Origin of the sequence: Haloplanus salinarum (assembly GCF_024498175.1) — an archaeon.
Taxonomy (GTDB): domain Archaea; phylum Halobacteriota; class Halobacteria; order Halobacteriales; family Haloferacaceae; genus Haloplanus; species Haloplanus salinarum.
Genome location: NZ_CP101823.1, coordinates 791,880 through 814,914, shown reverse-complemented (window position 1 = coordinate 814,914; position 23,035 = coordinate 791,880). Strand labels below are relative to the sequence as shown.

Annotated in this window: 23 protein-coding genes and 2 pseudogenes; 12 read left to right on the top strand and 13 right to left on the bottom strand. The window is 61.6% G+C overall.

Annotated elements, in window-relative coordinates:
- Positions 1-184: 184 nt before the first annotated feature.
- Positions 185-2,545 (bottom strand): carbamoyltransferase HypF, encoded by a 2,361-nt coding sequence (gene hypF, locus NO364_RS04305; RefSeq protein WP_257628626.1) that lies wholly within the window; start codon positions 2,543-2,545, stop codon positions 185-187.
- A 57-nt stretch (positions 2,546-2,602) separates the two neighbouring features.
- Here hypF and NO364_RS04300 point away from each other — a divergent pair, with 57 nt between their 5' ends.
- The 5 genes from NO364_RS04300 to NO364_RS04280 all read left to right on the top strand — a co-directional run bounded on the left by NO364_RS04300 (position 2,603) and on the right by NO364_RS04280 (position 6,616).
- Positions 2,603-2,977, top strand: a complete 375-nt coding sequence (locus NO364_RS04300) for a HypC/HybG/HupF family hydrogenase formation chaperone (protein WP_257628625.1) — start codon at positions 2,603-2,605, stop codon at positions 2,975-2,977.
- Positions 2,970-4,136, top strand: a complete 1,167-nt coding sequence (gene hypD / locus NO364_RS04295; protein ID WP_257628624.1) for a hydrogenase formation protein HypD — start codon at positions 2,970-2,972, stop codon at positions 4,134-4,136. The genes NO364_RS04300 and hypD overlap by 8 nt, the downstream gene beginning before the upstream one ends.
- Positions 4,133-5,170 carry a hydrogenase expression/formation protein HypE gene (hypE, locus tag NO364_RS04290; protein ID WP_157688197.1) on the top strand — a complete coding sequence of 346 codons (1,038 nt, stop codon included), beginning with the start codon at positions 4,133-4,135 and terminating at the stop codon, positions 5,168-5,170. The genes hypD and hypE overlap by 4 nt, the downstream gene beginning before the upstream one ends.
- 133 nt (positions 5,171-5,303) lie before the next feature.
- Complete coding sequence (locus tag NO364_RS04285; protein WP_157688196.1) at positions 5,304-6,074, top strand: ATP-binding protein; 771 nt, start codon at positions 5,304-5,306, stop codon at positions 6,072-6,074.
- 200 nt (positions 6,075-6,274) lie between these two features.
- On the top strand, positions 6,275-6,616 hold the full coding sequence (locus NO364_RS04280) for a DUF7124 domain-containing protein (RefSeq protein ID WP_157688195.1): 342 nt from the start codon (positions 6,275-6,277) through the stop codon (positions 6,614-6,616).
- Here the strand turns inward: NO364_RS04280 and NO364_RS04275 are convergent.
- The 5 genes from NO364_RS04275 to NO364_RS04255 form a co-directional block, all read right to left on the bottom strand.
- A complete protein-coding gene (locus tag NO364_RS04275; RefSeq protein WP_157688194.1) occupies positions 6,601-7,278 on the bottom strand; it encodes a hypothetical protein in 678 nt (225 codons plus the stop codon). The two genes, NO364_RS04280 and NO364_RS04275, sit on opposite strands and share 16 nt — an antisense overlap.
- A gap of 4 nt (positions 7,279-7,282) precedes the next feature.
- Positions 7,283-9,259: a nickel-dependent hydrogenase large subunit gene (locus tag NO364_RS04270; protein ID WP_199243720.1), complete on the bottom strand. Its 1,977-nt coding sequence runs from the start codon at positions 9,257-9,259 to the stop codon at positions 7,283-7,285.
- A gap of 1 nt (position 9,260) precedes the next feature.
- Positions 9,261-9,497 (bottom strand): hypothetical protein, encoded by a 237-nt coding sequence (locus tag NO364_RS04265; protein ID WP_199243719.1) that lies wholly within the window; start codon positions 9,495-9,497, stop codon positions 9,261-9,263.
- Positions 9,498-9,505: 8 nt separating this feature from the next.
- Positions 9,506-10,633 carry a hydrogenase small subunit gene (locus NO364_RS04260; RefSeq protein WP_157688192.1) on the bottom strand — a complete coding sequence of 376 codons (1,128 nt, stop codon included), beginning with the start codon at positions 10,631-10,633 and terminating at the stop codon, positions 9,506-9,508.
- A gap of 64 nt (positions 10,634-10,697) precedes the next feature.
- A complete protein-coding gene (locus NO364_RS04255) occupies positions 10,698-11,186 on the bottom strand; it encodes a hydrogenase maturation protease (protein ID WP_157688191.1) in 489 nt (162 codons plus the stop codon).
- Between the two features lie 135 nt (positions 11,187-11,321).
- On the opposite strand from NO364_RS04255, the gene NO364_RS04250 reads away from it, so the two are divergent.
- Positions 11,322-11,699 (top strand): hypothetical protein, encoded by a 378-nt coding sequence (locus NO364_RS04250; RefSeq protein WP_157688190.1) that lies wholly within the window; start codon positions 11,322-11,324, stop codon positions 11,697-11,699.
- Positions 11,700-11,747: 48 nt separating this feature from the next.
- Positions 11,748-12,332, top strand: coding sequence for a hypothetical protein (locus NO364_RS04245; protein WP_157688189.1), 585 nt, complete (start codon positions 11,748-11,750; stop codon positions 12,330-12,332).
- Positions 12,333-12,433: 101 nt separating this feature from the next.
- Here the strand turns inward: NO364_RS04245 and NO364_RS04240 are convergent, their stop codons facing one another.
- Positions 12,434-13,006: a hypothetical protein gene (locus NO364_RS04240; RefSeq protein WP_157688188.1), complete on the bottom strand. Its 573-nt coding sequence runs from the start codon at positions 13,004-13,006 to the stop codon at positions 12,434-12,436.
- Positions 13,007-13,814: 808 nt separating this feature from the next.
- Positions 13,815-14,573 (bottom strand): creatininase family protein, encoded by a 759-nt coding sequence (locus NO364_RS04235; protein ID WP_257628623.1) that lies wholly within the window; start codon positions 14,571-14,573, stop codon positions 13,815-13,817.
- A gap of 338 nt (positions 14,574-14,911) precedes the next feature.
- Between NO364_RS04235 and NO364_RS04230 the strand changes: the two genes are divergently transcribed.
- Positions 14,912-15,505 (top strand): LURP-one-related family protein, encoded by a 594-nt coding sequence (locus NO364_RS04230; protein ID WP_420191866.1) that lies wholly within the window; start codon positions 14,912-14,914, stop codon positions 15,503-15,505.
- A 208-nt stretch (positions 15,506-15,713) separates the two neighbouring features.
- Here NO364_RS04230 and NO364_RS04225 read toward each other — a convergent pair whose 3' ends face one another.
- Together NO364_RS04225 and NO364_RS18430 are read right to left on the bottom strand one after the other, a co-directional pair.
- Entirely contained in the window at positions 15,714-16,136 is a 423-nt protein-coding gene (locus NO364_RS04225; RefSeq protein ID WP_257628621.1) for a TRAM domain-containing protein, read from the bottom strand.
- 69 nt (positions 16,137-16,205) lie between these two features.
- Positions 16,206-16,358 carry a DUF7837 family putative zinc-binding protein gene (locus tag NO364_RS18430; RefSeq protein ID WP_460538383.1) on the bottom strand — a complete coding sequence of 51 codons (153 nt, stop codon included), beginning with the start codon at positions 16,356-16,358 and terminating at the stop codon, positions 16,206-16,208.
- Positions 16,359-17,260: 902 nt separating this feature from the next.
- On the opposite strand from NO364_RS18430, the gene NO364_RS04220 reads away from it, so the two are divergent.
- Entirely contained in the window at positions 17,261-17,659 is a 399-nt protein-coding gene (locus tag NO364_RS04220; RefSeq protein ID WP_257628620.1) for a hypothetical protein, read from the top strand.
- A 20-nt stretch (positions 17,660-17,679) separates the two neighbouring features.
- On the opposite strand, the pseudogene NO364_RS18170 reads toward NO364_RS04220, so the two are convergent.
- Both NO364_RS18170 and NO364_RS18425 read right to left on the bottom strand, forming a co-directional pair.
- Positions 17,680-17,970 (bottom strand): annotated as a pseudogene (locus NO364_RS18170) (DUF3592 domain-containing protein); the annotation flags it as partial.
- A 543-nt stretch (positions 17,971-18,513) separates the two neighbouring features.
- The gene (locus NO364_RS18425; RefSeq protein ID WP_474509141.1) at positions 18,514-18,888 is read right to left on the bottom strand and encodes an Ig-like domain-containing protein; all 375 of its coding nucleotides are present in this window, start codon (positions 18,886-18,888) and stop codon (positions 18,514-18,516) included.
- A gap of 371 nt (positions 18,889-19,259) precedes the next feature.
- Here NO364_RS18425 and NO364_RS04210 point away from each other — a divergent pair, with 371 nt between their 5' ends.
- The 3 genes and pseudogenes from NO364_RS04210 to NO364_RS04200 all read left to right on the top strand — a co-directional run bounded on the left by NO364_RS04210 (position 19,260) and on the right by NO364_RS04200 (position 22,373).
- Entirely contained in the window at positions 19,260-19,658 is a 399-nt protein-coding gene (locus NO364_RS04210) for a hypothetical protein (RefSeq protein ID WP_257628619.1), read from the top strand.
- A gap of 74 nt (positions 19,659-19,732) precedes the next feature.
- Positions 19,733-20,776, top strand: a pseudogene (locus tag NO364_RS04205) (outer membrane protein assembly factor BamB family protein); the annotation flags it as partial.
- Positions 20,777-20,888: 112 nt separating this feature from the next.
- Positions 20,889-22,373, top strand: a complete 1,485-nt coding sequence (locus NO364_RS04200) for an outer membrane protein assembly factor BamB family protein (RefSeq protein WP_257628618.1) — start codon at positions 20,889-20,891, stop codon at positions 22,371-22,373.
- Between the two features lie 245 nt (positions 22,374-22,618).
- Here the strand turns inward: NO364_RS04200 and NO364_RS04195 are convergent, their stop codons facing one another.
- Positions 22,619-22,984: an outer membrane protein assembly factor BamB family protein gene (locus NO364_RS04195; RefSeq protein ID WP_460538364.1), complete on the bottom strand. Its 366-nt coding sequence runs from the start codon at positions 22,982-22,984 to the stop codon at positions 22,619-22,621.
- Between the last annotated feature and the right edge of the window lie 51 nt (positions 22,985-23,035).

The window sequence follows — 23,035 nt, the reverse complement described above, 5'->3', positions numbered from 1 at the left end:
TCGCTCACGACGAACAAAGGCACACCGGATGCCAGGGGCGCGGGGGAGCTACGAGCGCGTACCCGCGCCTTTGGGCGCGGGAGGAAGTCGACCGGGCAACGTGGCGGGCTTCGGGATGACAAGGCGACCGCGAACGGAGCACTCCGGATCGGCCACGCCGCCGTTCGGAGCGGCAAGACGACGGTTACGAGTCCACGCCGCCATCTCGCACCGTCGCGGCCGCGACGCCGGCCTGTCCGTACGCGACCCCGCCATCACCCGGTGGGACGGCGTCGTTGTCCAGATACGCGAGGCCGGCGTCCCGGACCCGCTGACGGATTCGGCGACTGATCGCGTCGTTGTACGCCACCCCGCCGGTAAATCCGACGGCGTCGATGCCGCGTTCGGCCGCAGCGTCGACGGCCAGGTCCGCCAAGCCGTCGGCCAGGAACCGCTGAGCGGTCGCGGCCACGTCCGTCGCGTGCGTGCCGTCCCGCCGCAGTTCCACGAGTAGTTCGGCCACCTGCGGCGTGTCGACGACCGGTCGGCCGTCGGCCGTCGTGTACGGCACCGTGACGTCGCGAGGTGTGCCGTCGGTCGCAGCCGCCTCCAGACGCATCGCGGGTTCGCCCTCGTACGTTCGCTCGTGACAGATGTCGGCGAGTGCGGCGACCGCGTCCAGAAACCGACCGGCGCTCGTCGTCACGGGCGTATTGACGTCGGCCTCGAGTTGCTGTTCGATGACGCGCGGTTCGTCTGCGTTCGGGGGCGACCAGTCAAGAGCGTCGACGAGCGCCTGAATATCGACGCCTTCCCGGTCGTACAGGAGGCCGACGAGCGACCGGACCGGGAACTCGGTCGCCCGGTCCCCACCGGGCATCGGGACGGGAGCGAGCCCAGCAACCCGGTCCGCGTCGGTGAGGGTCACGTCGAGCACTTCGCCCCCCCAGACGGTTCCGTCCGGGCCGTACCCGACGCCGTCGGCAGTGATACACACCGCGCGTGGACAGTCGTGTTCCATGAGCACGCTGGCGGCGTGAGCGTGATGATGCTGCACGGCGACGGTCCGGTCCGCGGTGCGGTCGGCCGCGTACTCCGTGGTTCGAAACGACGGGTGTGCGTCGTGGGCGACGACCGACGGACGCTCGGTGCCGGTGAGCGCGAGCAAGTGGTCGATCGCCGCCTGCAGAAATCGGAACGTTTCGCGGTCGGTCACGGCCCCGACGTGCTGTGTGAGGTAACACTCGTCGCCGGAGAGTACGGCCGCGGTGACGTCTCGCTCCGGTCCGACGGCGAGCACGTCCGCATCGTCGGCTGTCGGGGCTGCAACGGGCAGCGGGGCGTATCCGCGCGACCGCCTGAGCAACGTCCGACTCCCACCGACGGCTCTGACGACCGAGTCGTCACACCGCTGCACGATCCGGCGAGTGTGGAGTAGCGACCCGTCCGCCACGTCCCAGAGCTGTTCGAGAATCGCTCGATTCGAGGACTGCATCGGCAATCCGGGGCGGTTGGCCGACGTCACGACGATCGGGTCGTCGACGCGATCGAACAGGAGGTGGTGGACGCCGCTGTACGGCAGCATGACGCCGACGGTGTGGAGCCCGGGTGCGAGGTTCGACGCGAGGGCGTCCCCACACCGGTCGAGAACGACGATGGGTCGGCGCGCGGATCGAAGCCACTCGCGTTCGGTCGACGAGGCGGACGCTACCGTCGCGACGTCGTCCATCGACGGGACCATGACCGCGAACGGTTTCGCCGGCCGCCCAGTTCGGTCTCGGAGCGTCGAGACGGCGTCCGGACGGGTTGCGTCGCAGGCGAGGTGCGCGCCGCCGATGCCTTTGACCGCGACGATTCCTCCCTCGTCGAGTGTCCGGGCCGCGGCGTCGAGCGACCGGCCGTCGCCCTCGACGAGTGACGACCGCTTCGGGAGCGGGTCGACGCCGGTCCGCTCGCCGACGGCTGGAGGGTCGACACTGCGGTCGTGTGGCTGAAAAGCCAACTGCGGCCCACAGGACGGGCAGGCGATGGCTTGGGCGTGGTACCGTCGATCCGAGGGGGAGGCGTACGCGTCGGCGCAGTCCGAGCAGAGCGGGAACGCCGCCATCGACGTCGTCTCGCGGTCGTACGGCAACTCCTCGATCACGGTGAACCGGGGACCACAGTCCACGCAGGCCGTCGCCCAGTAGTCGTGAAACCGCGACGACGGATTCCGGATGTCGGCTAAACAGGCCTCACAGACGGCCGTGTCCGGAGGAACGGTGCCGCCACCGGCGCCTCGGTCTTCGGAGTCCACGATCGAGAACGACTCGTAGCTGTACTCGGTCACGGGTTCTGTATCGACGGTGACCCTTTCGACCGTCGCGAGCGGTGGGGGGTTCGTCTCGAGCTCTTGGAGGAAGGCGTCGATCCGGTCACCGGGGCCTTCGAGCGTCACGCTGACACCGGCGTCCCCGAGATTGCGCACGCAGCCCCGCAGTCCGAGATCGACTGCAGTGCGGTAGACGAACGGTCGGAATCCGACGCTCTGGACGACGCCGTCTACCTGTACGTGAGCGCGTTTCATCGCCGGAATCAGGGGACGCGAAGGTATAAATGAATGTGTGACTAGTTGTCAGCAACTATGTGTCTCGGAGTGCCCGGGCAGGTCACACAGGTCGACGGCCTCACCGCCGACGTCGACTTCTGGGGCGTCGAGAAGGAAGTCCGGCTGGACACGGTAGACGAACCGGTCGAACCTGGCGACTACATCCTCAACCACGTCGGGTTCGCGATCCGTCGAATTCCCGAGTCGGAGATCGACGAGACGCTGACGCTCTACGAATCGATGATGGGGGGTGGGCCGGACGACATGCTCCGGGAGGACCTCATCGACGAAGTCGAAGCGGCCGGTTCGACGCCGTCGGCGTCGGGTGCGCCCCCGGGGGACGAGGGGGCGGAACCCGCCGACGCAGAGGACGCCGAAGACCTGCTCGAGGAACTCGATATCGATGTCTGATCGTGAGCCAGTTCCCGGGGGGCCGACCGGTGGCGTGGCGGGGCCGAGCGACGGCGAGAACGTCCTCGAGTTCCGTGACCCCGAGAAGGCGGACGCGCTGGCCCAGCGAGCCGAGGAACTCGTCGCGGACATCGACGCGGACGAGGTCAGCATCATGCACGTCTGTGGCAGCCACGAGCAGTCCATCGCCAAGTTCGGCCTCCGGAGTATGCTCCCCGACGGACTGGATCTCCGCATGGGGCCGGGCTGTCCGGTGTGTGTAACCGACATGCCGGAAGTCGACGAAGCGGTCGCACTGGCGAACGCCGGCCTCACCATCACGACCTACGGCGACATGCTCCACGTTCCCGGGACGGCCGCCTCGTTGAGCGACGCTCGGGCAGCGGGGGCGGACGTCCGGGTCGTCTACAGCGCCGCCGAAGCGGTCGACATCGCCGAAGGGACGGACGACGACGTCGTCTTCTTCGCGACGGGATTCGAGACGACCGCGGCGCCGACCGCGGCGATCGTCAGGGACGACCCGCCTGAGAACTTCTGGGTGCTGAGCGCCCACAAGTACGTTCCGCCCGCTATGGAGGTCGTGGCTGCGATGCCCGAAACCGACGTCGACGGGTTCCTCGCGGCCGGGAACGCGGCCACGATCACCGGCTGGGGGCTGTTCGAGGAACTCGTCGACGAGACCGACACGCCGATCACCGTGGGAGGATTCGAGCCACTCGACATTCTCGCGGGCCTCGTCGTGCTGTTGCGAGACATCCGTGACGGGGAGGTGACGGTCCGAAACGCCTACCCGCGGTGTGTCACCGAACGGGGCAACGAACCCGCACAGAATCAGCTGTGGGACGTCTTCACGACCGAGAGCGGCGAGTGGCGCGGGATCGCACACATCCCCGACGCCAATCTCGTCCTCCAAGACGAGTACGCGCACGTGAACGCACGCGAGCAGTTCGAGATAGACACCGCGTCGCTCGCTGCGAGCGACTCGTCGCTCGTTGACGACTGTATCTGCGGCGATATCATGGCCGGGCGCGCCGACCCGACGGACTGTGATATGTTCGGCGAGGAGTGTACCCCCGAAGACCCCGTCGGTGCGTGTATGGTTTCGAGCGAAGGGACCTGTAAGATCTGGCACGAGTACGGTGGGCGCCCCGATCTATGACCGACGAGGAGTTCGACTCCGACGCGGTCGTAACGCTCGAACAGGGGGCCGGCGGCAAGGCGATGCGCGACCTGGTTTCGGAGGTGCTCACCGCCGGTCTCCCCGACGACTCTCTTGACATCGGACGCGAGGCGATGGACGACGGCGCAGTCGTGCCGATCGGCGATCGAAACGTGGTCTTCACGACGGATAGTCACGTCGTCCACCCGCCGTTTTTTCCCGGTGGGGACATCGGCCGACTCGCCGTCTCGGGGACCGTCAACGACCTCGCAGTCATGGGTGCGACGGACGTCCGAGCGCTCTCGAGTGCCGTCGTCGTCGAGGCCGGCTACGCCGAATCGGACCTCGAACGGATCGCGGACTCGATGGCGCGGACGTGCCGCGAGGCCGACGCCGCAATCGTCACCGGGGACACCAAAGTGATGGGCCACGGTGACCTCGACGGCATCGTCGTCAACACGACCGGTGTCGGCGTGGCCGACCACGTCGTCGGCGACGACGGCCTCTCCCCGGACGACGTGCTCGTGAGTACCGGTGAGGTCGGGCGCCACGGCGTCGCACTACTCGCGGAGCGTGAAGGGATCGACTTCGGGACGACGGTGGAGTCGGACGTACGGCCGATAAACGGCGTGGTCGACCGTGCGTTGTCGGTCGCTGGGGCGGACATCACGGCGATGAAAGATCCGACGCGGATGGGATTGGCCGGCGCCGCGAGCGAGATGGCGACCAAAGGCGGCGTCGGGATCGAACTCAGACAGGACCGGATTCCCGTCCCCTCGGACGTGAAGGGGGCCAGCGAAATGCTCGGCCTGAACCCGCTTCAGATCGCAAACGAGGGGATCGCACTCCTCGGCGTCAGACCGACGGCGGCGGCGGACGTGCTCGCGGCGCTTCGCTCGCATCCCGACGGCCAAGACGCCGCAGCCATCGGGAAAGCCATCGACGACGAACACGGGCGCGTCCTCCTCGATACGGGTCTGGGGACGCGGTACTTGCGCGAACCGGCGACCGAACCAGCACCACGAATCTGCTGAGACGGGTCGACGTAACTGTTCACCGGCCGTTCGACAGGACGGGCCAGCGAACCGCCGGTGACGTACACCACCCCGGACGATCCGTTCACCTCCGGGGAATATTTTTTATCATGGTAATGCGATGACACAGCTAATGAAGGTAGCTGTCTCCGGCAAAGGTGGTTCCGGAAAAACGACGATCTCCGGGACGCTCGCGCGTGCCTGTGCATCGAAGGGGTACGAGGTACTCGCTATCGACGACGACGAGAATCCGAACCTCTCGCTGACCGTCGGCGTGCCACGCGAACAGTCGGTTCCCCCGGTCCCCAACGATCTACTCGAACGCGTCGAGTTACCGAGTGGGGAGACGGAACTGGAGCTGAGCAAATCCCCCGAGGAGATCATCGAGCAGCACGGGACGGAGGCGCCGGAGGGAATTCAACTCCTCAAGATGGGCGAGGTCGATCACGCCGGAAGCGGATGCATGTGCCGGGCCCACTCCACTGCGCGGGAAGTGCTCTCGGGGGTCGTCGAGACCCGCGACGAAGTGACCGTCATGGATATGGTCGCCGGGGTCGAGCATCTCGGACGCGGGACGACCAAGGACGTAGACACCCTGCTCGTCGTCGTCGAGCCGTATTACAAGTCGCTGGAGACGGGGCGACGTACCCGCGATCTGGCGGCGGAACTCGGTATCCCCGAGGTGAACGTCGTCGCGAACAAAGTCCGTGACGACGACGATCGGGCGGCGATCGAGGAGTTCTGCGACAACAACGACCTCACGATCACGTCGGTCGTGCCGTACGACGATGCAGTGAGACGGGCCGATCAGGAGGGGACCGCTCCATACGATTACGATCCGAGCGCGCCGGCCGTCACCGCGGTCGAAAACCTGGCCGACGACCTCCTGTCGGCACACGACTGAGAGGGGGGATTGGCAGTCAGTACCGGTCGTTCGCCGAGACGGTCGGCGAACCACCGGCAAACAGTTACAGTAATCCGTATGATGGGCGAGCCGAGACGACTGCTCGTCCGTCGAGTCGGAACGAGAGTGCACAGGGTGCGAACGACAGGAGCGTATCGACACACCGTCCGTAACGCATGTCCCCCGAGGGATCGACCGACATGACGCTCGTGTTCCGGGCTGCCGCACTGGCGGAGCTATCGGACCCGCCCGCGGCGGTGGAGGACGCGAACCGCTGGACCAGGTACGTCGGTATCGTCGCCGACGAATCACCGACGGCGCTCCTCGCTGAGCTGGACCGTCGAGACGTGGCGGTCGACTTCGTCGGCGAGGATCCGATCGCCGACCTCGCGAGCGTTCGCCAGCGATTTCCGACGGAGCGTCACGTCTTCGTCGGCCGATCGGACGAGGACCGACGCACCGCACGGTCGCTCGGCTTGGAGTTCCTTCCGCTCAGCGAGGCGGCTGAAAAGGCCGGGTGGGCGCGTCACTCCAAGGAGTAGTCCCGTTCGAGACACTCGAGCACCCGGTCGAGGAGGTCGTCGAAGCGGTCGGCGACCGACGGACTGAATTCGTCGACGGTGAGCCCCCACGAATCGTACTCCGGTTCGATGTCGATGACGGTCGAATCGGCGGGGAATTCGCCGAGTGCCTTCGTCGTGATCACGACGTTTTCGACGGTGTTACTACCCATCGCACACTCCGCAAGCCGGTCGACGATGTCGCTCTCCGGGACCGGCACGTCGGCCGTCGGATACGTGTGTATCCGACCAGGATCGGCGGATGGAGTGCCGGTGTTCAGTCCATCACCCCGCTTGCGGGCACCGACGACCACGACGGTGTCGTACTCGCCCACCGTGATCGTCTGGTACGCCGCGATCGGCGTGTGGCTACAGTCCGCGACGGCGACGTCGGGGAGTTGGCACTTCCCGAGTCGGTCCGCGACGACGTTGCCGACCGCCAGATCGCTCAGGTACGGGTAGCCGACGCCGACGACCAGCTGGGACGCGCTCCGATCGCCAGCGATCAGGCCGGCCGTCGTTCCGTACGACCGACCCTTGCTGTGACCGTGGCCGCTACCCGGACGAGGCTGGTCGCTGACTGTCTGGCCGCGTTCCGCGGCCGACTGTGGATCGAGCGACCCGGATCCATCGCTGTCACGCATGTCTTCAGTCGTCGGCGAGCATCTCTCTCAGCGTGACCTCGGCCGGTTTGTCGTCCGAGCCGGTCGAACAGCCACAGGTCGTCATCGTCACGTTCTCGCTGATGACGTCGTCCCCGCCGGCCGTGTACATATGGACTGTACAGGGCATACACGGATCGAAACTCCGGACGCCGCGAAGGATATCGATCGCCGAGAAGTCCTCCTCTCCGTCGAAGTCCTCGAGGATCGGGGTGTTCATCGCCCCGACTTCGAAGGGGCCGGACTGTCCGAACGGACCGGTCGGCGACGAGTTCCACGTACTCGGCGTAACGATCTGGTAGTTATCGATGAGACCGTCTTCGAGGGTGAGGTGGTGAGTGAGGAACCCACGGCCGGCCTCCCAGAATCCCACCCCTCGCTGGGTGCCGCGCTTCGGGATCGAGAACTCGTTGTGAACGGCGTCCTCGCCCTGTTTCAACAATTCGAGGGACTCGATGAAGCCCGTATAACACACGAGCGCGTGGTGGGCCAGCGCGTAGGCTTTTCCGCGGAGTCGCTCGGCGGCGTTGAGGCGGTCCGGAACGTCCCACCGAAGCGTCATCTCTTCGAGTTCCGCCTCCGGCAGGTCGAACTCGATGCCATCGCCGGTTGGTCGGATGAAGGGATTGTCGACCTCCTCGGCGAGAGCGGTGATCCACAGACGGGCGTGGGGACAGCACTCCATCGTGTGGCGGTCCCAGCGCGGCGCCGTGCCCCACGTGTACCGTTCCCGCCAAGACTTCCCGTCCGGTTTCGGCCGCGTTTCTTTGTTCCACGGGTGGTACGGACTGAGCGGATCGCCGGCTGGTGACGTTTCGAACGGGACTGCCTCGTCTGTCCAGTCCTCGTAGTAGGCGTGGTCGACGAACTCTTCCATCCCCATGTCGAGTTCCGTCAGGTTGGTCGTCACCAGCTCGCCGTCGACGATGACTCCCGGCGTCGCGAGTCGAGCGTTCCCCCACTCGTCGGCATCTTCGTACCGGGCGTTGTAGACGTCTGGATCGTCGTAGACGCCGGTTCCGATCATGTTTTTCGGATGTTCGCCGACGTGCTCGAATCCGGACTGCTCTTCGAGCATGAAGTCCATGAGGTCGTCCCACAGGTAGGCCACCTGCTTCGCCCAGTCGAACATATCGTCTAAGCGGGTGTAGAACTGCGTGAACGAGGACCGCGAGAGGGTCGTCGTCACGCCACCTGGAGCGATAGTCGACGGATGTGGATACTTGCCGAGCATGAGCGACGCCATCTGGCGGGCGTCGCGTGTCTTCTCGAGTGCCGAGAGATACAGGTCGCCTTCCAGTGGATTCAATCCCTCCATAATCTCGCCGACCGTCTCGTAGCCGTGAATATCGGCGTGGGGCGCCGCCGTCTCGCGGGCCGTCGCGAGCAGATCGGGGTTCGTATCCGCCATCATCGCCGCCGAGTAGTCCGGTCCCGCCAACAGGTGCAGGTGGAGGGAGTTGTCGTAGAGGAAAGCGGCGGCTTGCCCCATGTTCCGTGCCCAGACCCCCATCGGCGGCGGTTCGACTGGCAGCGCCATCTCGAGTGCCATGGACGAACAGATGGAGTGGACGGCCCCACACACCCCGCACGCTCGACTCGAGAGGTCGATGGCATCACGGGGGTCGCGGCCCTCGAGAATGATCTCGTAGCCCCGGAACAGCGTCGCCTGTGCGTGTGCCTCGCGAACGGTCCGCTCCTCCAAGTCGACGTTGGCGTGGAACGCGAGTGAGCCGGCGACCCGCGTCACGGGGTCGATGTCGATGTCGTGGAGTTGTTGGTCGCGCTCCGGATCGGCTTCGCTCAACCCGGCACCGTCGGGGTGAACCGCGGCGTCGTCGCCGGTCATGTCGGCGACCCGGTCGGCCGTCGAGCGGTGTGTTTCGTCGACGCGGAACGTGCCGCCGTCGACCGTTCGGTATGATCCGTCGTCGGCCCGCGTTATCGGCAAATTCTCGAACATATCAGGGTGTCTGCGGTGTACTCTCGTCCGTTTCACTGGTTCCCGTCGCTTCCGAGGTGGTCAAGCGCTGAACGGCCCGGTCCGGCAACTCCTCGACGATTGCCCCGAACCGCTCTTCCGGAGTCAGTTCGTCTTCGGGGACGGTCACGTCTCCGAGGAACGCCGTCCCGTCCGCCTCGATGGAGTCCGATAGGCGGGCGTTCCCCTCGTCGTCGAATTCGACCGGAAACTTGTCCAAGCACATGGTCAGTCGTCTCCCGTCTTCCCTCCGGGTCGGCGTTCGAGTCCGCGGTCGGGGTCGTAGTTCGAGCCGCGTTTGAGCTGCCACTGGTACATCCGCTCGGTTAGCCCGGGGTTCTCCCACCGGGTCGACGTATCGAGGTTCTTCATCGATTTTTGTCGGAGTTTAGACATGATTCCTCCCAGTATCGAGGAGCTGACGGTCGATACTTTCGATCCCGGCGGCTTTTTGAAAAACGGCGTGAACTTGTCCGGGAATCCGGGCATCGTGCAGCCGATGCACTTGCCTCCCATGTTCATACACCCGCCGACACCCTCGATGTTTCGGCGGGAGGGCATGTTACATTTGACTGTCGGTCCCCAGCACCCCTTGCTGACGAGGCACTTTTCGCTTCCGTACTCCTCGGCGAAGTCGCCTTCTTCGTAGTACGATCCACGCTCACAGTTCCGGTGGACCGTTTCGCCGAAGAGCCACGTCGGCCGCCCGAGTTCGTCGAGTTCGGGCGGTGGCCCGAATCCGCCGACGTGTAAGAGAAGATGGGCGACCGTTTCGATGAAGTTGTCCCCGACGGGCGCACAGCCGGGCACGTTGATCACCGGGAGGCCCAGTTCGCTCCGGTAGTCTCGACCCAGATAGTCCATCGTCCCCATCGCGTCCGTGACGTTCCCTTGGGCGGCCGGGACACCTCCCCACGTCGCACACGTTCCGATGGCGACGACGGCTGCGGCGCCGGGTGCCAGCCTGTCGAGCCAGTCGACGGTTCGGATCGGGTCGCCCTGCTCGTCTTTCCCCATCGACACCCAGTAGCCGTCGCCGTCGATGAGCCGTTCGTTCGGAACGCTCCCCTCGACGACGACGATGTACGGGTCACGTTCGCCGGCGACGGCATCCCGCATCCCGTCGACGTATGCGGTCCCGGATTCGACGGCCAGTTCGTGGTGGTGAAGGTTTATTTGTGGCAGATGCGGGACGTGTCCACGGAGGAGGTCCTCGATCGGTGGGTCCGTCGCCCCGAGCGTCGATATCGAACAGCCGTCGCAGGCTTCCCCGGGGAGCCAGAACACGTCGATAGCGTCGAGTTCCGTCGGTTCGGAGGCGGCGTCGGCCTCCGGCGGTTTGCCACCTGCACTCATACTCACCTGTACATGTTCCTACTGTGTTAAATATGCATGCCCACCGACTAGCCGGGGTACACGCTCACTGGTGAACGAGTTCGTCGACGATCCGTTCGACCTGATCGGCGCCTTCCGGCACCGCCTCGCGGACGGGGCGGCTCAATCGGTCGGTGAGTTCGTCGGTCTCGGTCGGCTCACAGCCGACCACGACGACGACATCCGGCAGGACGCCGAGCGCCTCGCCCAACACGAGGATTTTCGATGGATCGGTCTGGTGCATGTCCGCCGCAAAGCCCGCAATCTCGCGGTCGGAGTACTGGTCGATATCCGGAACTGACGCTCGGCTGACACTGACCGTTCCGGGGTCGTCGCCCGTTTCCATCGCATCGACGAGGACGAACGCGTCGTAGTCGTCGAGTAACTCCTGTGCCATACTGACGCCAGAAATTCCGACCTCGACGACGTCGACCGACGGCGGAAAGTCCCGGTCACGGAGCGCATCCGCCACTGCCACGCCGAATCCATCGTCGCCGCGTAGGAGATTGCCCATACACGCGACCAGTATCTCCATATCGTATCCATCGGCACAGCCCACTTTGGCTCTTGCCCCGGTATCGGCGGAACGGCGTCCGTAATCGGAGATACCCGCACCCACAGGGGCGAAACCGGCGGTAGTTTTTTTCAGTTGACATCGGTACAGGATCATATGGATTCCGAATCGAACGGCGAGTCGTTGGACGCCGTGGTGCTCCGCGACGAGATCCTCGAAGCGACGTACTGGATGCTCCGGGAGGAGGAGATCTCGAACGCCATCGAACCGGCGGACCTCAGCGCGTTTCTCGAGGCGACGGACGACGAGATTCGCACCGCGTTCGACCGACTGGACGACGACGAACTGCTCGAACGGACGACGAGTGGGTACGGGTTAACTGACCGCGGCGAGTACGAGGCCAAGCGACGTTTCGCCGATACGTTCGGTCACGTCGAGGAGGGGCACTCACACGTCGAGTGTGGTCCGGATTGCTGGTGTCACGACCCCGAAGCGGACGAGGACGATGTGTGCCAAACGGCGACGACGGAGTGAGCCCGTCGGCGTCCCGACGGTCGCCGTTCAGTCGGGGTGGCCGCTGGGATGAGCGACTCGGAGGAACTCTACGCCCTCCCGCAGTTTCGTGACCGACTCCGGAGCAACGGGGCGCTACGCGTCTCCAAGGCCGTCGCGCACGACGTCGCGGGAGTCGTCTACCACCACCGTGGCGCACGCGTCCCCGGCCACGAGGCGACGTTCGTCTGGGAGGGAGACCGATTCAGTATCGAAGTCGACGCCGTCGGCGACCGACACGCGTGGGTCGTCTTCGACGACGGCGCCGGCTGGGACGCGTTCGTTGGCCGGCTCGCCGGCGGGCCGCCGTTCGTCGCGTGGATGTGTGACGCCGAGTTCGAAACCGACGAAGCGGACGTGATGAGTGATAAAGCCGAAGCGATGAGCTACGGCCGGTTCTCGTTCGGGTGTTACCTGCACGATGCGTCGACGTGGCGTCAAAAAGTCCGGCGGGCGTCGATGTCGACGGCGCCGTTCTTTCTCAGTCGGCCGGACGGGCGGACCGTCGTGCCGGACCGTGCGGAGACACAGGGCGACGCCGTGCCCCCCGAGCTACGCGGCGAGGACCCACCAGCGCATCTCGGCATCCGGCGTGCGAGCATCGGACGCGGATAACGAGCGTCGGGGGCAGTAGCCTGTGCCACGTGGCCGGACGGTCACGACACGATCGCCTGACGTGGTAGGTCTCGACCGGTGATCGGCAGCGACGCCCAGCCTCACTCGAGAAACGAATCCAGCTCTTCGAGCGCGTACTCCCGCAGCTCCACGGTCCGATCGGCCAGCTGGTCGAACGTCTCGAGCGGAGCACCGAGCCGGAGTTTCAACCAGATGTCGCCGTCGGCCTCGACGAAGCAGAGCGTTTCGACGTGTGGCGTCGGGTTGTCGAACTCCGTGGCGGCGAAGGCCTGAATCTCCTGTTCCAGTTCGGCCTCGAACGCGGTCGGCACGATGTCGGCCGCCTGCTCGGGCAGGCGCAACTCGTCGGGCAAGCGCGCACACAGTTCCAGTGCCGAGATGTACGCTTCGGTGTCAGTTCCGCCGAGTCGCGTTGAGTCCGGCGTCCGGGCGTCGTTCGGTTTGCCTGCCGTCACGTCCGACTGCATCTCGTATGAGCGGCCCCGACCGCCAGTCTCGAATTCGGGAATGTCGTCCACCGACGGCTTCTCCCAGGTCGGGTCTTTCGGCTCGACCGTCCCCGCATCCGAGACGTCGACGTTGGTTTTTTGATCGTCCTCAGGGCGGTCCGCGTCCGAGGTGTCCGCGTCCGCATCGTCATCTCGGTCGGTCATCGATTCTCCCTTCGTGGATGACGAACATGAGTCTGTGGTCCATGATCGGGCCGGGGTGCACGGCAGCAATCAACTCTTCGGGGTTGCTCTGAGTCGGTTCTGTGTGTGCTCGCTACGCTTCCACCAAGTTCGCTGTCCTCACGGCTGATCAGCTACCCGGCGACAGCACTGACGAGGCGACCGTGACATCTTCCCAGCAGTGATCTTCAGTGTGTTCAGTTCCCTTCGATTTCGATCGGTTCAGGCCCAGCAAGGGACTTCGTTCACCGAGCGAACGAGCGCCTGCAGCGCCCATCGCCGATTTCTCGATCGTAATCGCACGACAACGGCGGGGTGATCGTTGAGATCATCGTCTCTGACCACGATGTCGTTGCTTTCGTTCAGCTACCGAACGATTCCGACCGACGGCGGTTTCGTCCTCTGGTTCGCTGTCTCTACGGCGTGGCGCATGGCTGCTAATCATTGGGTCGTTGATGTCTCTCGGCTGCGATCAACTGGGCCCCAGCAACTTCGACAGTTGGGAGTGGTTACGAGGCTCCGTACTGTCGCCGAGTGAGGGTTCCGACGAAGCCTATCCGAGAACCCTCCAATACTACCCATAAACGAAGTTCCTAGGTCGTGGTTCGATCTTGGGATCTACTGGTGGCAGTTAATTACGGGCGTTCCACATCCAGAACAGACTAGTAGACACACATCTGCGATACACCAGCAATCAGAGCTGATTCTCCGAATCGAACTCCTCGATGTCTGATACAATTTGGAGGATTGCTGAATGCAGAGCGCGTATCTCTCAGACAGAAGCTTCGAATTAGACTGCCCTGCGCTCGGTTTTGATGTGCTCGGCGTACTTCTCTACGACCGTCTCGATGACTATTTCTCCTGCCTCGGCAGTCGCTTCGGTCGGGTCGCCGAGAACACCGTTCTCGGTGATTGACTTGAAGCCCTCGCTGAGCAGGCGTGCTGGGGAGAATTCTCCTTCTGGCCCGGGGTCGAGGGCATCCATCCTGACGAGGTCTTCATTGATTGCTAACATTATCGCCGTCTCGGCAGCTCCGGCGTGAATCACGTCTTGGTCGTACTCGATGCCAGCCCTACTGAGTCCCTCGTTCAGCAATTGCATGTGTTCATCGAGATCGGCAAGCGGAATCACAGCGGCATCGATTTCGCGGGCGATTTCTGGGGCCACAGTCTTCACCGGACCGAAGTTTCCACCGTGCGTCGGGACGAGAGCGATATGCTCGAACCCGTGCTCGTCGAGAGACCGACAGTACGACCGGATTACGTCCATGAGTGTCTCCGGGGGGACCGTAATCGTCCCGGGAAACTCCATATGATGACCTGAACACCCAGGGCGGATTGTTGGAGCAGCGATGGCATCGCCCAGTTCCGACGCGATGCGACGTGAGAGTTCGTCACCGTCCAGCGTATCCATGTTCAACGGCAGGTGAGGGCCGTGTTGTTCGATCGAACCGACGGCGACAATCGCCGTTCGATTGCCGTTTTCGAGAGTGGATTCGACAGCTGGCCATACCATCTCCTCGAGGGTTACTGATCGGCGAAAAGACATACGCTCCCGCTGGTCACGACGAACGTGAAAATCTTGTGAAATCGTAGAGCTACTGTGCTCGGAGATTCAAGGAATCCGCTGCTGACTACATCCTCTGTATCGATATCGCCGCTACTGACAGAAATTGAGTAGTTGTCCGAGACACTGTTGCTACACGCGCGAAACGGTCAAACAGTATCAGTAGACCCCTGGTGGTCGGCGAGAGTAATCACTACGAAGCACACCTTTACTCAAGCTGTTTCAGGAGTTGGTCCATTCAGTTCTCTAGATCGGTCCATTGTTCACGTTGAAACTGTTGTCCCGGATTTAATTATGTCTCCTGCAAAAAATCTCGAATGATGAGAGAACCACAACAATACGAGACTACTGCCCTCGATCTCTCTGGCAGTCAGTATACCGTTGAACAGACGGGAACGGACGAGAACTTCCAGCCTGAATATGAAGCCAGAGACGTCACTGGTGACACGATCTTCCGCTGCACCCACCAGATGTACGAGGGAAACGATACCTTCCCCTTCCTCGGCACCGACGGAACTGAATTATTTACTGTCGAGGCCAGCGGTAATTGGGACATCGCCGGTGACTATCTACTCACAGATAGCCAGACCGGGAAAGAACTCGTCGTTCTGGACAACGACTTTTCGCTCTTCCAAGATACCTGGCGAATCCGCGACTCTGAGGACGAGTCGCTTGTCGCCGAAATCAACTCACGTGGCTCACTCATCACTGTGGGTCGAAAGATTCTGCCAGTGGGCCAGTGGATCGGGCACAAGTTCGAGATAACTGATTCGGAAGGCACTGCTGTGGGGACCATTGAGAGCGGTTTCGCCGTGTTTGACCAGTACGAAATCACGATTAGCGATAGCAGTTCGGTTCCCATTGACCCAATCGTGGCGGGAACAGTCGTCATCGATGCAATTCAAGGAAACTGATCAAGATCGATGTGCCCTCAGAGCTCCGACTTACTCTCTCAATTTTCCCCGATTGTGCCACACGCCCAGTGAATCGATATCGGTTTAATTGCTGCATGCACCCTCTGTATCGGTCACGCTATTTCTGGCAGGTAGCCGGTGCGTATCCGCTGCGTCATCGGAGCGGAATACTAACACTTCTCAGGTGCGGTGACCGCACAGCGAGAAATCACTCGTAGTAACTCAACCGGTCGACGACCTCAGCGAAAGCGACGTTTTGCCGTACATCGGTGATCTCAATGTTGACTCGCTCACTCTTTTTGGTATCAGGCACGATTACGACGAAGCCACGTTCAACTCGAGTGATGCCATCACCCTGTTCGCCGAGGTCTTCGATCTCGACTTCCCGAGTCTCACCTTCCTCAACTGGTGGCTCCGGTGGCTGACGCTGTTGCTGTGATTCCGGTTCAGCCTGTTCGGTCTGTTCCGGCTCGCTCTGTGTCGGAGAAGATACGAGTGCGACGCGATATGTTTCTCCTTGCTGTAAGTCACCCAGTTGCAGTTCGCGCTCGGGGACCTCAATCACGGACGACCCGTCCTGTTCTACGATCGAGGCTGAAAACAAACATTCGAGTTCTTCAGAAATCTCCATTAGTTGGCCTCTCAGCAGGATAATAGAGCAGAACACTTGATTCTACTGTCGCAACGCAGTCCTGAATGCTCACTCGGACCTTACGACATCATCGCAAACTGGACACTCTGCCAAGATTCCAGTCGTCCCATCGTCTTTCTCATATTCAACTAAGATCTGTGCAGCAGAAATACTCTCATCACACCCCAGACATCGACCGTGTTTCGGAGTCTTGCCGGTTATCAGGGATAGGAGGGAGCCTGTGACAAGTTCCTATAACTTACCTGTATGGCGACTCAACCGCTTTGTATACCTCTCAGTATGCCTCCAGCAGATGCTACTCGATCCGGATCCCGACGACATCCAAGGCCATCCACCCATCCAGTGCGAGGACTGTGAGTCCGCTCTCCACAGCCGCGACGACAGTGTTTCCTTCCTACTTCTGGATCAGCTTACCATCCCTATCATCGGTTGCGGAGACCATGTTGACCAGTTCGTTTCTATCTGCGAACTCACGACTACTGGTAGAGCAGACATCATCAAGCATCGGCCGGCTGGAGGTATCCGCTGCCCCAGTTGCCAGCTCACACACTACAATCTCCATCAACCAGTAATCCCGATCCAAACCGGAGCAGTCGCCCTCATGGCCTGCCCACAGCACCAAACAGAAGTCTTCAACCGCTTCCAATCAGGGCTGGAAACACAGCAACAGCTGACATCCTCTATCGAGATATCCCAGTAGATCCTTGAGGCTGTCATAGAACAAGTCTCGTACCCTTGTTTGATTGGTCTACAGAGTAAGCATCGCACGTGGATACCATACAGAAAGGCCTACTTGGTCTTCAGGTTACTCTTATCGGCTTGCTTCTCGGGACATTGTTCGGAGAAGTGCCGCCATATGATATCGTCGCGTTCGTACTCGGAATGGTCGGTACAATTCTTGTCTTGATCGCTGTGTTCGAATCTCAATAGAATATCGACGGGGGTGCCATAGAACTATTCGGCCTTGTTGAAAACCTCAACTAGTGATATGTTTCGGTGGTCGTGCTGACTGCTGTCGGCGTCTCATTGATGCTCGTCTTCGAATGGGGATGGCTCATCGTTCCTTAGCTGCGAACGCTGCGGGGGCGATTGCCGATCTCTGGATGACGCTCACGTTGCTCGCCTTCCCCAGAGACGTCCGCCTAGAGGACCACTATACTGGCGTCCGGATCCTTGGACGGGTGAGCGACCGTCGGGGTACAGTGTCGGTGACGGCCGTCGTCTGGGACGGGCTTGCCAGCGCGGCAGTCGCCGTCGTCAGCGTGTTTCTCGTGTTGGCAGTGGTCGGACCACTCGTTCTGGACCCACTCGGTATCGACTCTCTGACGCTCGGCACGCCCGACACGTTCACCTTCCTGTTTGTCTTCTCGTCATCACCAACCGAGATTTCGATGAGCGTCGGTCCCGCCGTATTCGGTATCGGTGCATTCGTTGGACTGTTGTACGCGTTTATTCGGAGCTATCGCCGCGCTCAATCACGAGATGACGAGGGAGAACACTGAATAACAAGATCGGAGTGGGTTCAGTGACTCCGGTACTTTTTGACGGTCGATGCCGAACCCAGAAGTGATATCACAACACTGATTCCGGCCGCTATCAGGGGCTCGTTCGACGTTTTGTTCCTCAAGAAGGCGTGGCTCGGATCTGTCGCGTCGACGTACGCAGTGACGGACGTTCCTTCTTGGTACTCGCCGACGACTGACTCGGCGTTCGACCGTTGGTCGTATTCAGGACCGATATCGGCGGGGTAGACGTTCGTTCCGGTGTATGTCGTGCCCTGATATTCGTACGTGAACTCGACACGGGGTTCGTAATGAACCCCTCGTCCCGATCACCCGCCAAGGTGGCTTTCCGTTACAACATCGACCTCGGTCATAGTGGCATCGACTTCGACCGCGTTCCGTATTGCATCCGACTGCTGAACATAGTCGTACGCACCATAACCGGTTATCCCGAGGCCCAACAGAAGGAGTACCAAATCACTCCGAAGCGTGTCTGGTCCATCAATACCAAAATCGGAGCTATCGGTCATCGCAACATCCCGTTCGACAGGCACGAACTGAAGACGATTTGTAAAAGCCACGAAGCCACTGGCGTGCAACGCGCCACGTGGCTCTTGTACTAACCAATCCTCTGCTCTGACAACTCACGGCAGATACGTTGCGAGCAAGTTGATGACCCGATCCAGTCTTTCGTTGATTTCGCTTTCTTCGCGATCCGGATCGTTCCCATCCTCGGAAGGTGCCTTGCTCATATCTGGCTCGTTGAGTCACCGTGCTGTCTCGTCGCGGCCGACGGATCTCGTCCGCCGATCCACGAGCTCGATGATTGACGGGCGATAGTTGCTGTACATCGGTCAGGCATAGAGGCCCTCAGTCAGGCTGAGAGTTCCATTTCCGATCTCGATAACGGCCGTGTGATCTGGGGACGAATCAATCCGACAGTGTCTGGATGCTTCTTGCACGTTATCGAGGACAGCAGTGATCTCACAGTCGATACTTGGAAGTAGATCACACTCACTGACGACCGCTCCTGGTGGGAGGTAGTATCGTTTCTGAAACGTCGTGTTATCCGGATGCGTGATGACAGTCAAATGGAGATCGTATCCATTGCGATGATCGTAGTTCCGAATCAGGATATCTTCATTGCTGTCTGCTGTGGAGTCGACGACCCGTTCTGACTCCTGTCGGTTACGAGACGGGTGGTCATCTCTACCTCGTGGGGAGGGCATATCTGAACGTTACATCCAAACAACGAAAGAATAGCGTAGGCTCAAACGCTGATTTTAGCGCACTAATCGGAACTCATCGTACTCCCGGTTTCGTATACGTACCGTAGCTGAAGCCGGACCTGATGCTCTCCATCACACGATGGAACGCCGTGACGCTACTCACGGGCGTAGTTGCGATCGGAGCGATCGGCAGTGCCGTAGCACATACCACTCGGAAGGCCCTGACTCACCTCCAACTCTACACTGTCTCTTTCGAGAGCTGACCGCCTTGTGGTACTCTTCGTGGCTGTTTCGTCCGTGAGAATTATCACCAAGTTACGATATGAGAAACAGTGAGATACGCTGAATTGTGTCGGCACACACCGACAACTATGCCACTCTCCGATATCGAGTGGGACAGCGGTGCCCGAGCGGACAGCGGATCGGTGGTGGGAACTACCCCTGTCGGCGAATACGACGATGAAAAGAGGTTGCCCGTCGCGTTCCTCTCGGAAAACGCCGACAATGCGTACGCGAAAACCGAAGTCATTCGTGGTGTCGACTTCGGTAACGACGCCCGTCCTGAGAAAATCCGCGACGTACTAACTGAGATTCAGGACCAACTGGCTGACGTCGCGCGCGACATCGTCGCAAGTGGAATGCTGATCGACGATATCCACGGGGCGCTCGATGAACGGGCTGCCGAAGGTGCGGTTGCGACGAAAGATATCGAGACGAGCGCTGGAACGACGACACACTATCGACTCGAGACCGACGAAGACAAAGAATGATGTCTCCATGAAAGCCTGCCGACCGACCGGATACTGAATCCGGACGGCTCAAGTCTCAGTCTCCGGTTTCCCGCAGAACTGCCCTCCAGTCCTTCGGTATCCTCTTCGCTGGTATTGGTTCCGGGTGTATCGGTGAGTCTGGCCCATCCTCCGATCGGATCCGCTGGCGCAAGAGTATTCGTGGCCGACCGCTCCTCGACGGGGAGACACTCTACGTCATGGACCGACTGACGCTCCACGCGCTGTCAGCTACCGATGGGAGCTCACAGTGGACAGCCGAGTACAGCGAGAGCGACTTCGATCGGCAGCTCTGTCTCGGCAGTGACATCACCGTCGATACGGACCGAATCTACGTTCCCGGTTGCGACGGACTCCGTGCCCTCCGGCGCTCGGACGGCAAACAGGCTTGGTTCGTCGGATCATCACTCAGACAGGGTGTCGGCGTCGGCGACGGGCAGGTGTACGCCAATGCCGAGGATCTACTCGCCATCGATACCGACAGTGGTGATGTCGTCTGGCGGGCGGATACGAGCGGTGACCGTCTCACGACACCGGCCGCGACGGCAAACGGCGTTGTCTTCACTAATCGTGTCGACGGGGTCGTTACAGCGTTTGACGTCGATGGCGAGCGACGGTGGCAGTATCGGACCGATACCGAGACGCGGAGCCCGACGGTTGCGGACGACACCGTCTACGTGGCTACGTCGACCGAGCCGGGACGGACAGGGAGACTGTTTGCGCTGAACCGTGTGGACGGCTCCGTTCGATGGGCAGTCGACACGCCGTCACCGAAACGTGGAACACGTCCAGTCGTCGACGGCGATTCGGTGTATCTCGGCTGTAGCGGACGGGAGCACGGGACGCTCGTCGTGCTCGACCGCTCGGACGGCTCCGAACGGTGGTCGTTCACGGACGAGAACAGCACCGTGTACGAACCCGCCGTGACTGCCGACGTGGTGTACGCTGGATCGAACGACAACCACGTCTATGCGTTCTCGCGGACGGGTGAAACCCTGTGGCAACTTGAGACGAACAGCGTCGTCGGGACGGTCGTCGCGGGGGAGAATCTCCTCTACGCGGCGAACAACGAACGGCTCTTCGCTATCGACCTGTCGTAATCGCCTCCGGCTTGGCGTACGCTCGTTCCCCGTGGGGGAGATTATGATCGATAACGGTACGACAGTAGTGATTCAGCTACCGGATATTGACTCGACCTAACTGCGGGTACGCGTGCTTTCGCTGGAGACGTCAACGTCGTTCTTCCACCGAACCACTTTCACGACCCGATACAAACTCGTCGATTCGATGGTCTCCGCAAACCGGCGTACTGTCCTCCGGATGATTGGCCTCGTCGGTACGAGTAGCCTCGCAGGATGTGACGGGCTTAACCCTTCCAGCAATCCGAACGAACGTCCTCCAAACGCTCTCGGTACGTCGTGGTCTCCTCCAGCCGGGGAGTGGCGATTCCCCCGGGGCGACCTCCGACATACCGCACGGAGTCGACGCACACTTCCTTCTCAGCCTACGGATACGTGGCAGTACCGTCAGGACGCTGCCGCCACAGAAGACGTCGTCTCGGGCGACGTCGTCGCCGCCACTAACGAGATAGTCGTGACTGCGACCGCACGTGATGCGAGTGTCGTCCTGTACGCGTACGATGCGACCGATGGTGCCAAACGCTGGCGACAGCAGATCGAGTTTTCGCGAGAACGTCGCTATCCACAATTCGGTGGGCTCGTCAACGGAACGGTGTATCTAACGGACACTCGAACAGACGTCGTCGCCGTCGACGTATCGGATGGAACCGTCCGATGGCGAGTAAACCTCCACGAGCGACTCGGTGAGACCGTTCCCGACCGCTTTCTCACTGGATCCGGACGCTCGGCAGATCGGTTCTCGCTGCTCCCGATGGCAACTCCCGACACGGTCTACATACAGTCCAGTTACGGGATTCATGGGCTCAACCCCGAAGATGGGAGCGAGCAGTGGCGAATCTACCTCGGGAATCGAAACGGCGATTCCCACGTGTTGGAGGATCTCGGTGGGCTCGCAGTACGTGCCAATCGGGTGTGGGCGAGCTACGGTGGCCCCACTCCAGCAGTATTCACGATCGAGATGTTCGATGGATCTCCGAGTATCGACCGCGCGACTGCACCACTAGATCTTCCGGGTAGACCGGTCGTGACCAGTGACGGAGACGTCAGTATCGCCCGCAAAGTCGTCTGGTCGACGGATGCACGCGAGACGCTCGCGTTCGGGGTAGCCGGAGGCACAGGAGTTACGTGGCAATTCCCGGGTCTGGCGAGTTCCGGCGCTGCGGCGTTCTCCTCACTCGCGACGGATGGTGAGCGGATGTTCATCTGTGAAGGACACGAGCAACAGGAACTCTTCGCCGTCTATGCATTACGTGCCTCGACCGGCGGGATCGAATGGATCGTCCGAGACTCGCTCTCTGACCGAAACGTTGCAACAGCGTCCCCGGCAGAATTCAGACTCTGCCAACCCGTCGTCGTCGGCGACACCCTGGTCGTCGGGTACGGGATCGCTCCGGATCAAGAGACCGGCCAAGGAGAACTGATTGCACTCTCGACGAGTGACGGGCGCGAGCGCTGGCGAACCGATCTTTCGATTGCTCCCAGGGATGTTGCCGTTACTGTCGATCGTATCTACGTCGGCGGCCAGCGGAGAGGGATCCTCGCCTTCGCTAGGGACTGACCACCTTCCAGCGGTTAACTTCGGATTATCTGCGTTACTGGTCTCGCGTCCCCAGAGCACATAGCCGAGACCGATGTCGCTCAGCGAGACGCCGGCACCGACTCCGGCTCCGGCTCCGACCAGGAACTCCTCGTCCTCGTCTTCGGACGAACTCCGGCCGTATCTCTTTTGGAGGTCACCTTTGCTCTGAACGGAACTATCTCGTGGAGCATAATCTTGGCCACGTCGTCATTATCGGTGTCTCCTTAACTGCGATCAGTTTCTTCTGAGGCAGGTATCCGACAGGAGCCACTTTCAGCGCCGACGTTCGAATTTTCGTTCGCCAGCGCGTACAGTCGCCCCGAATTATCACCGATGTAGATGACGCTGTCGACGACTACGGGCGGTGTGTTGACCCGATCTTCGAGCTGGTGACTCCAATACATCTCGCCGGAGGCGGCGTCGGTACTGAACACGTTCCCCGCATCGCTTCCGATGACGACACTCTGGTCGTCGGAGCCGACGACGGTGGGTGGTTGGCTGAGTCTTTGTCCCCCATCGAATCGCCACTGCTCTTCTTCCGTGTCCCGATTGAGGGCGTACAGGTTTCCATCGGTCGCGGCCACGTACACGGTAGAGTTAGCAGCGCCCCTCGTTTATTTTAAATCACGCAGTGTCGAAAC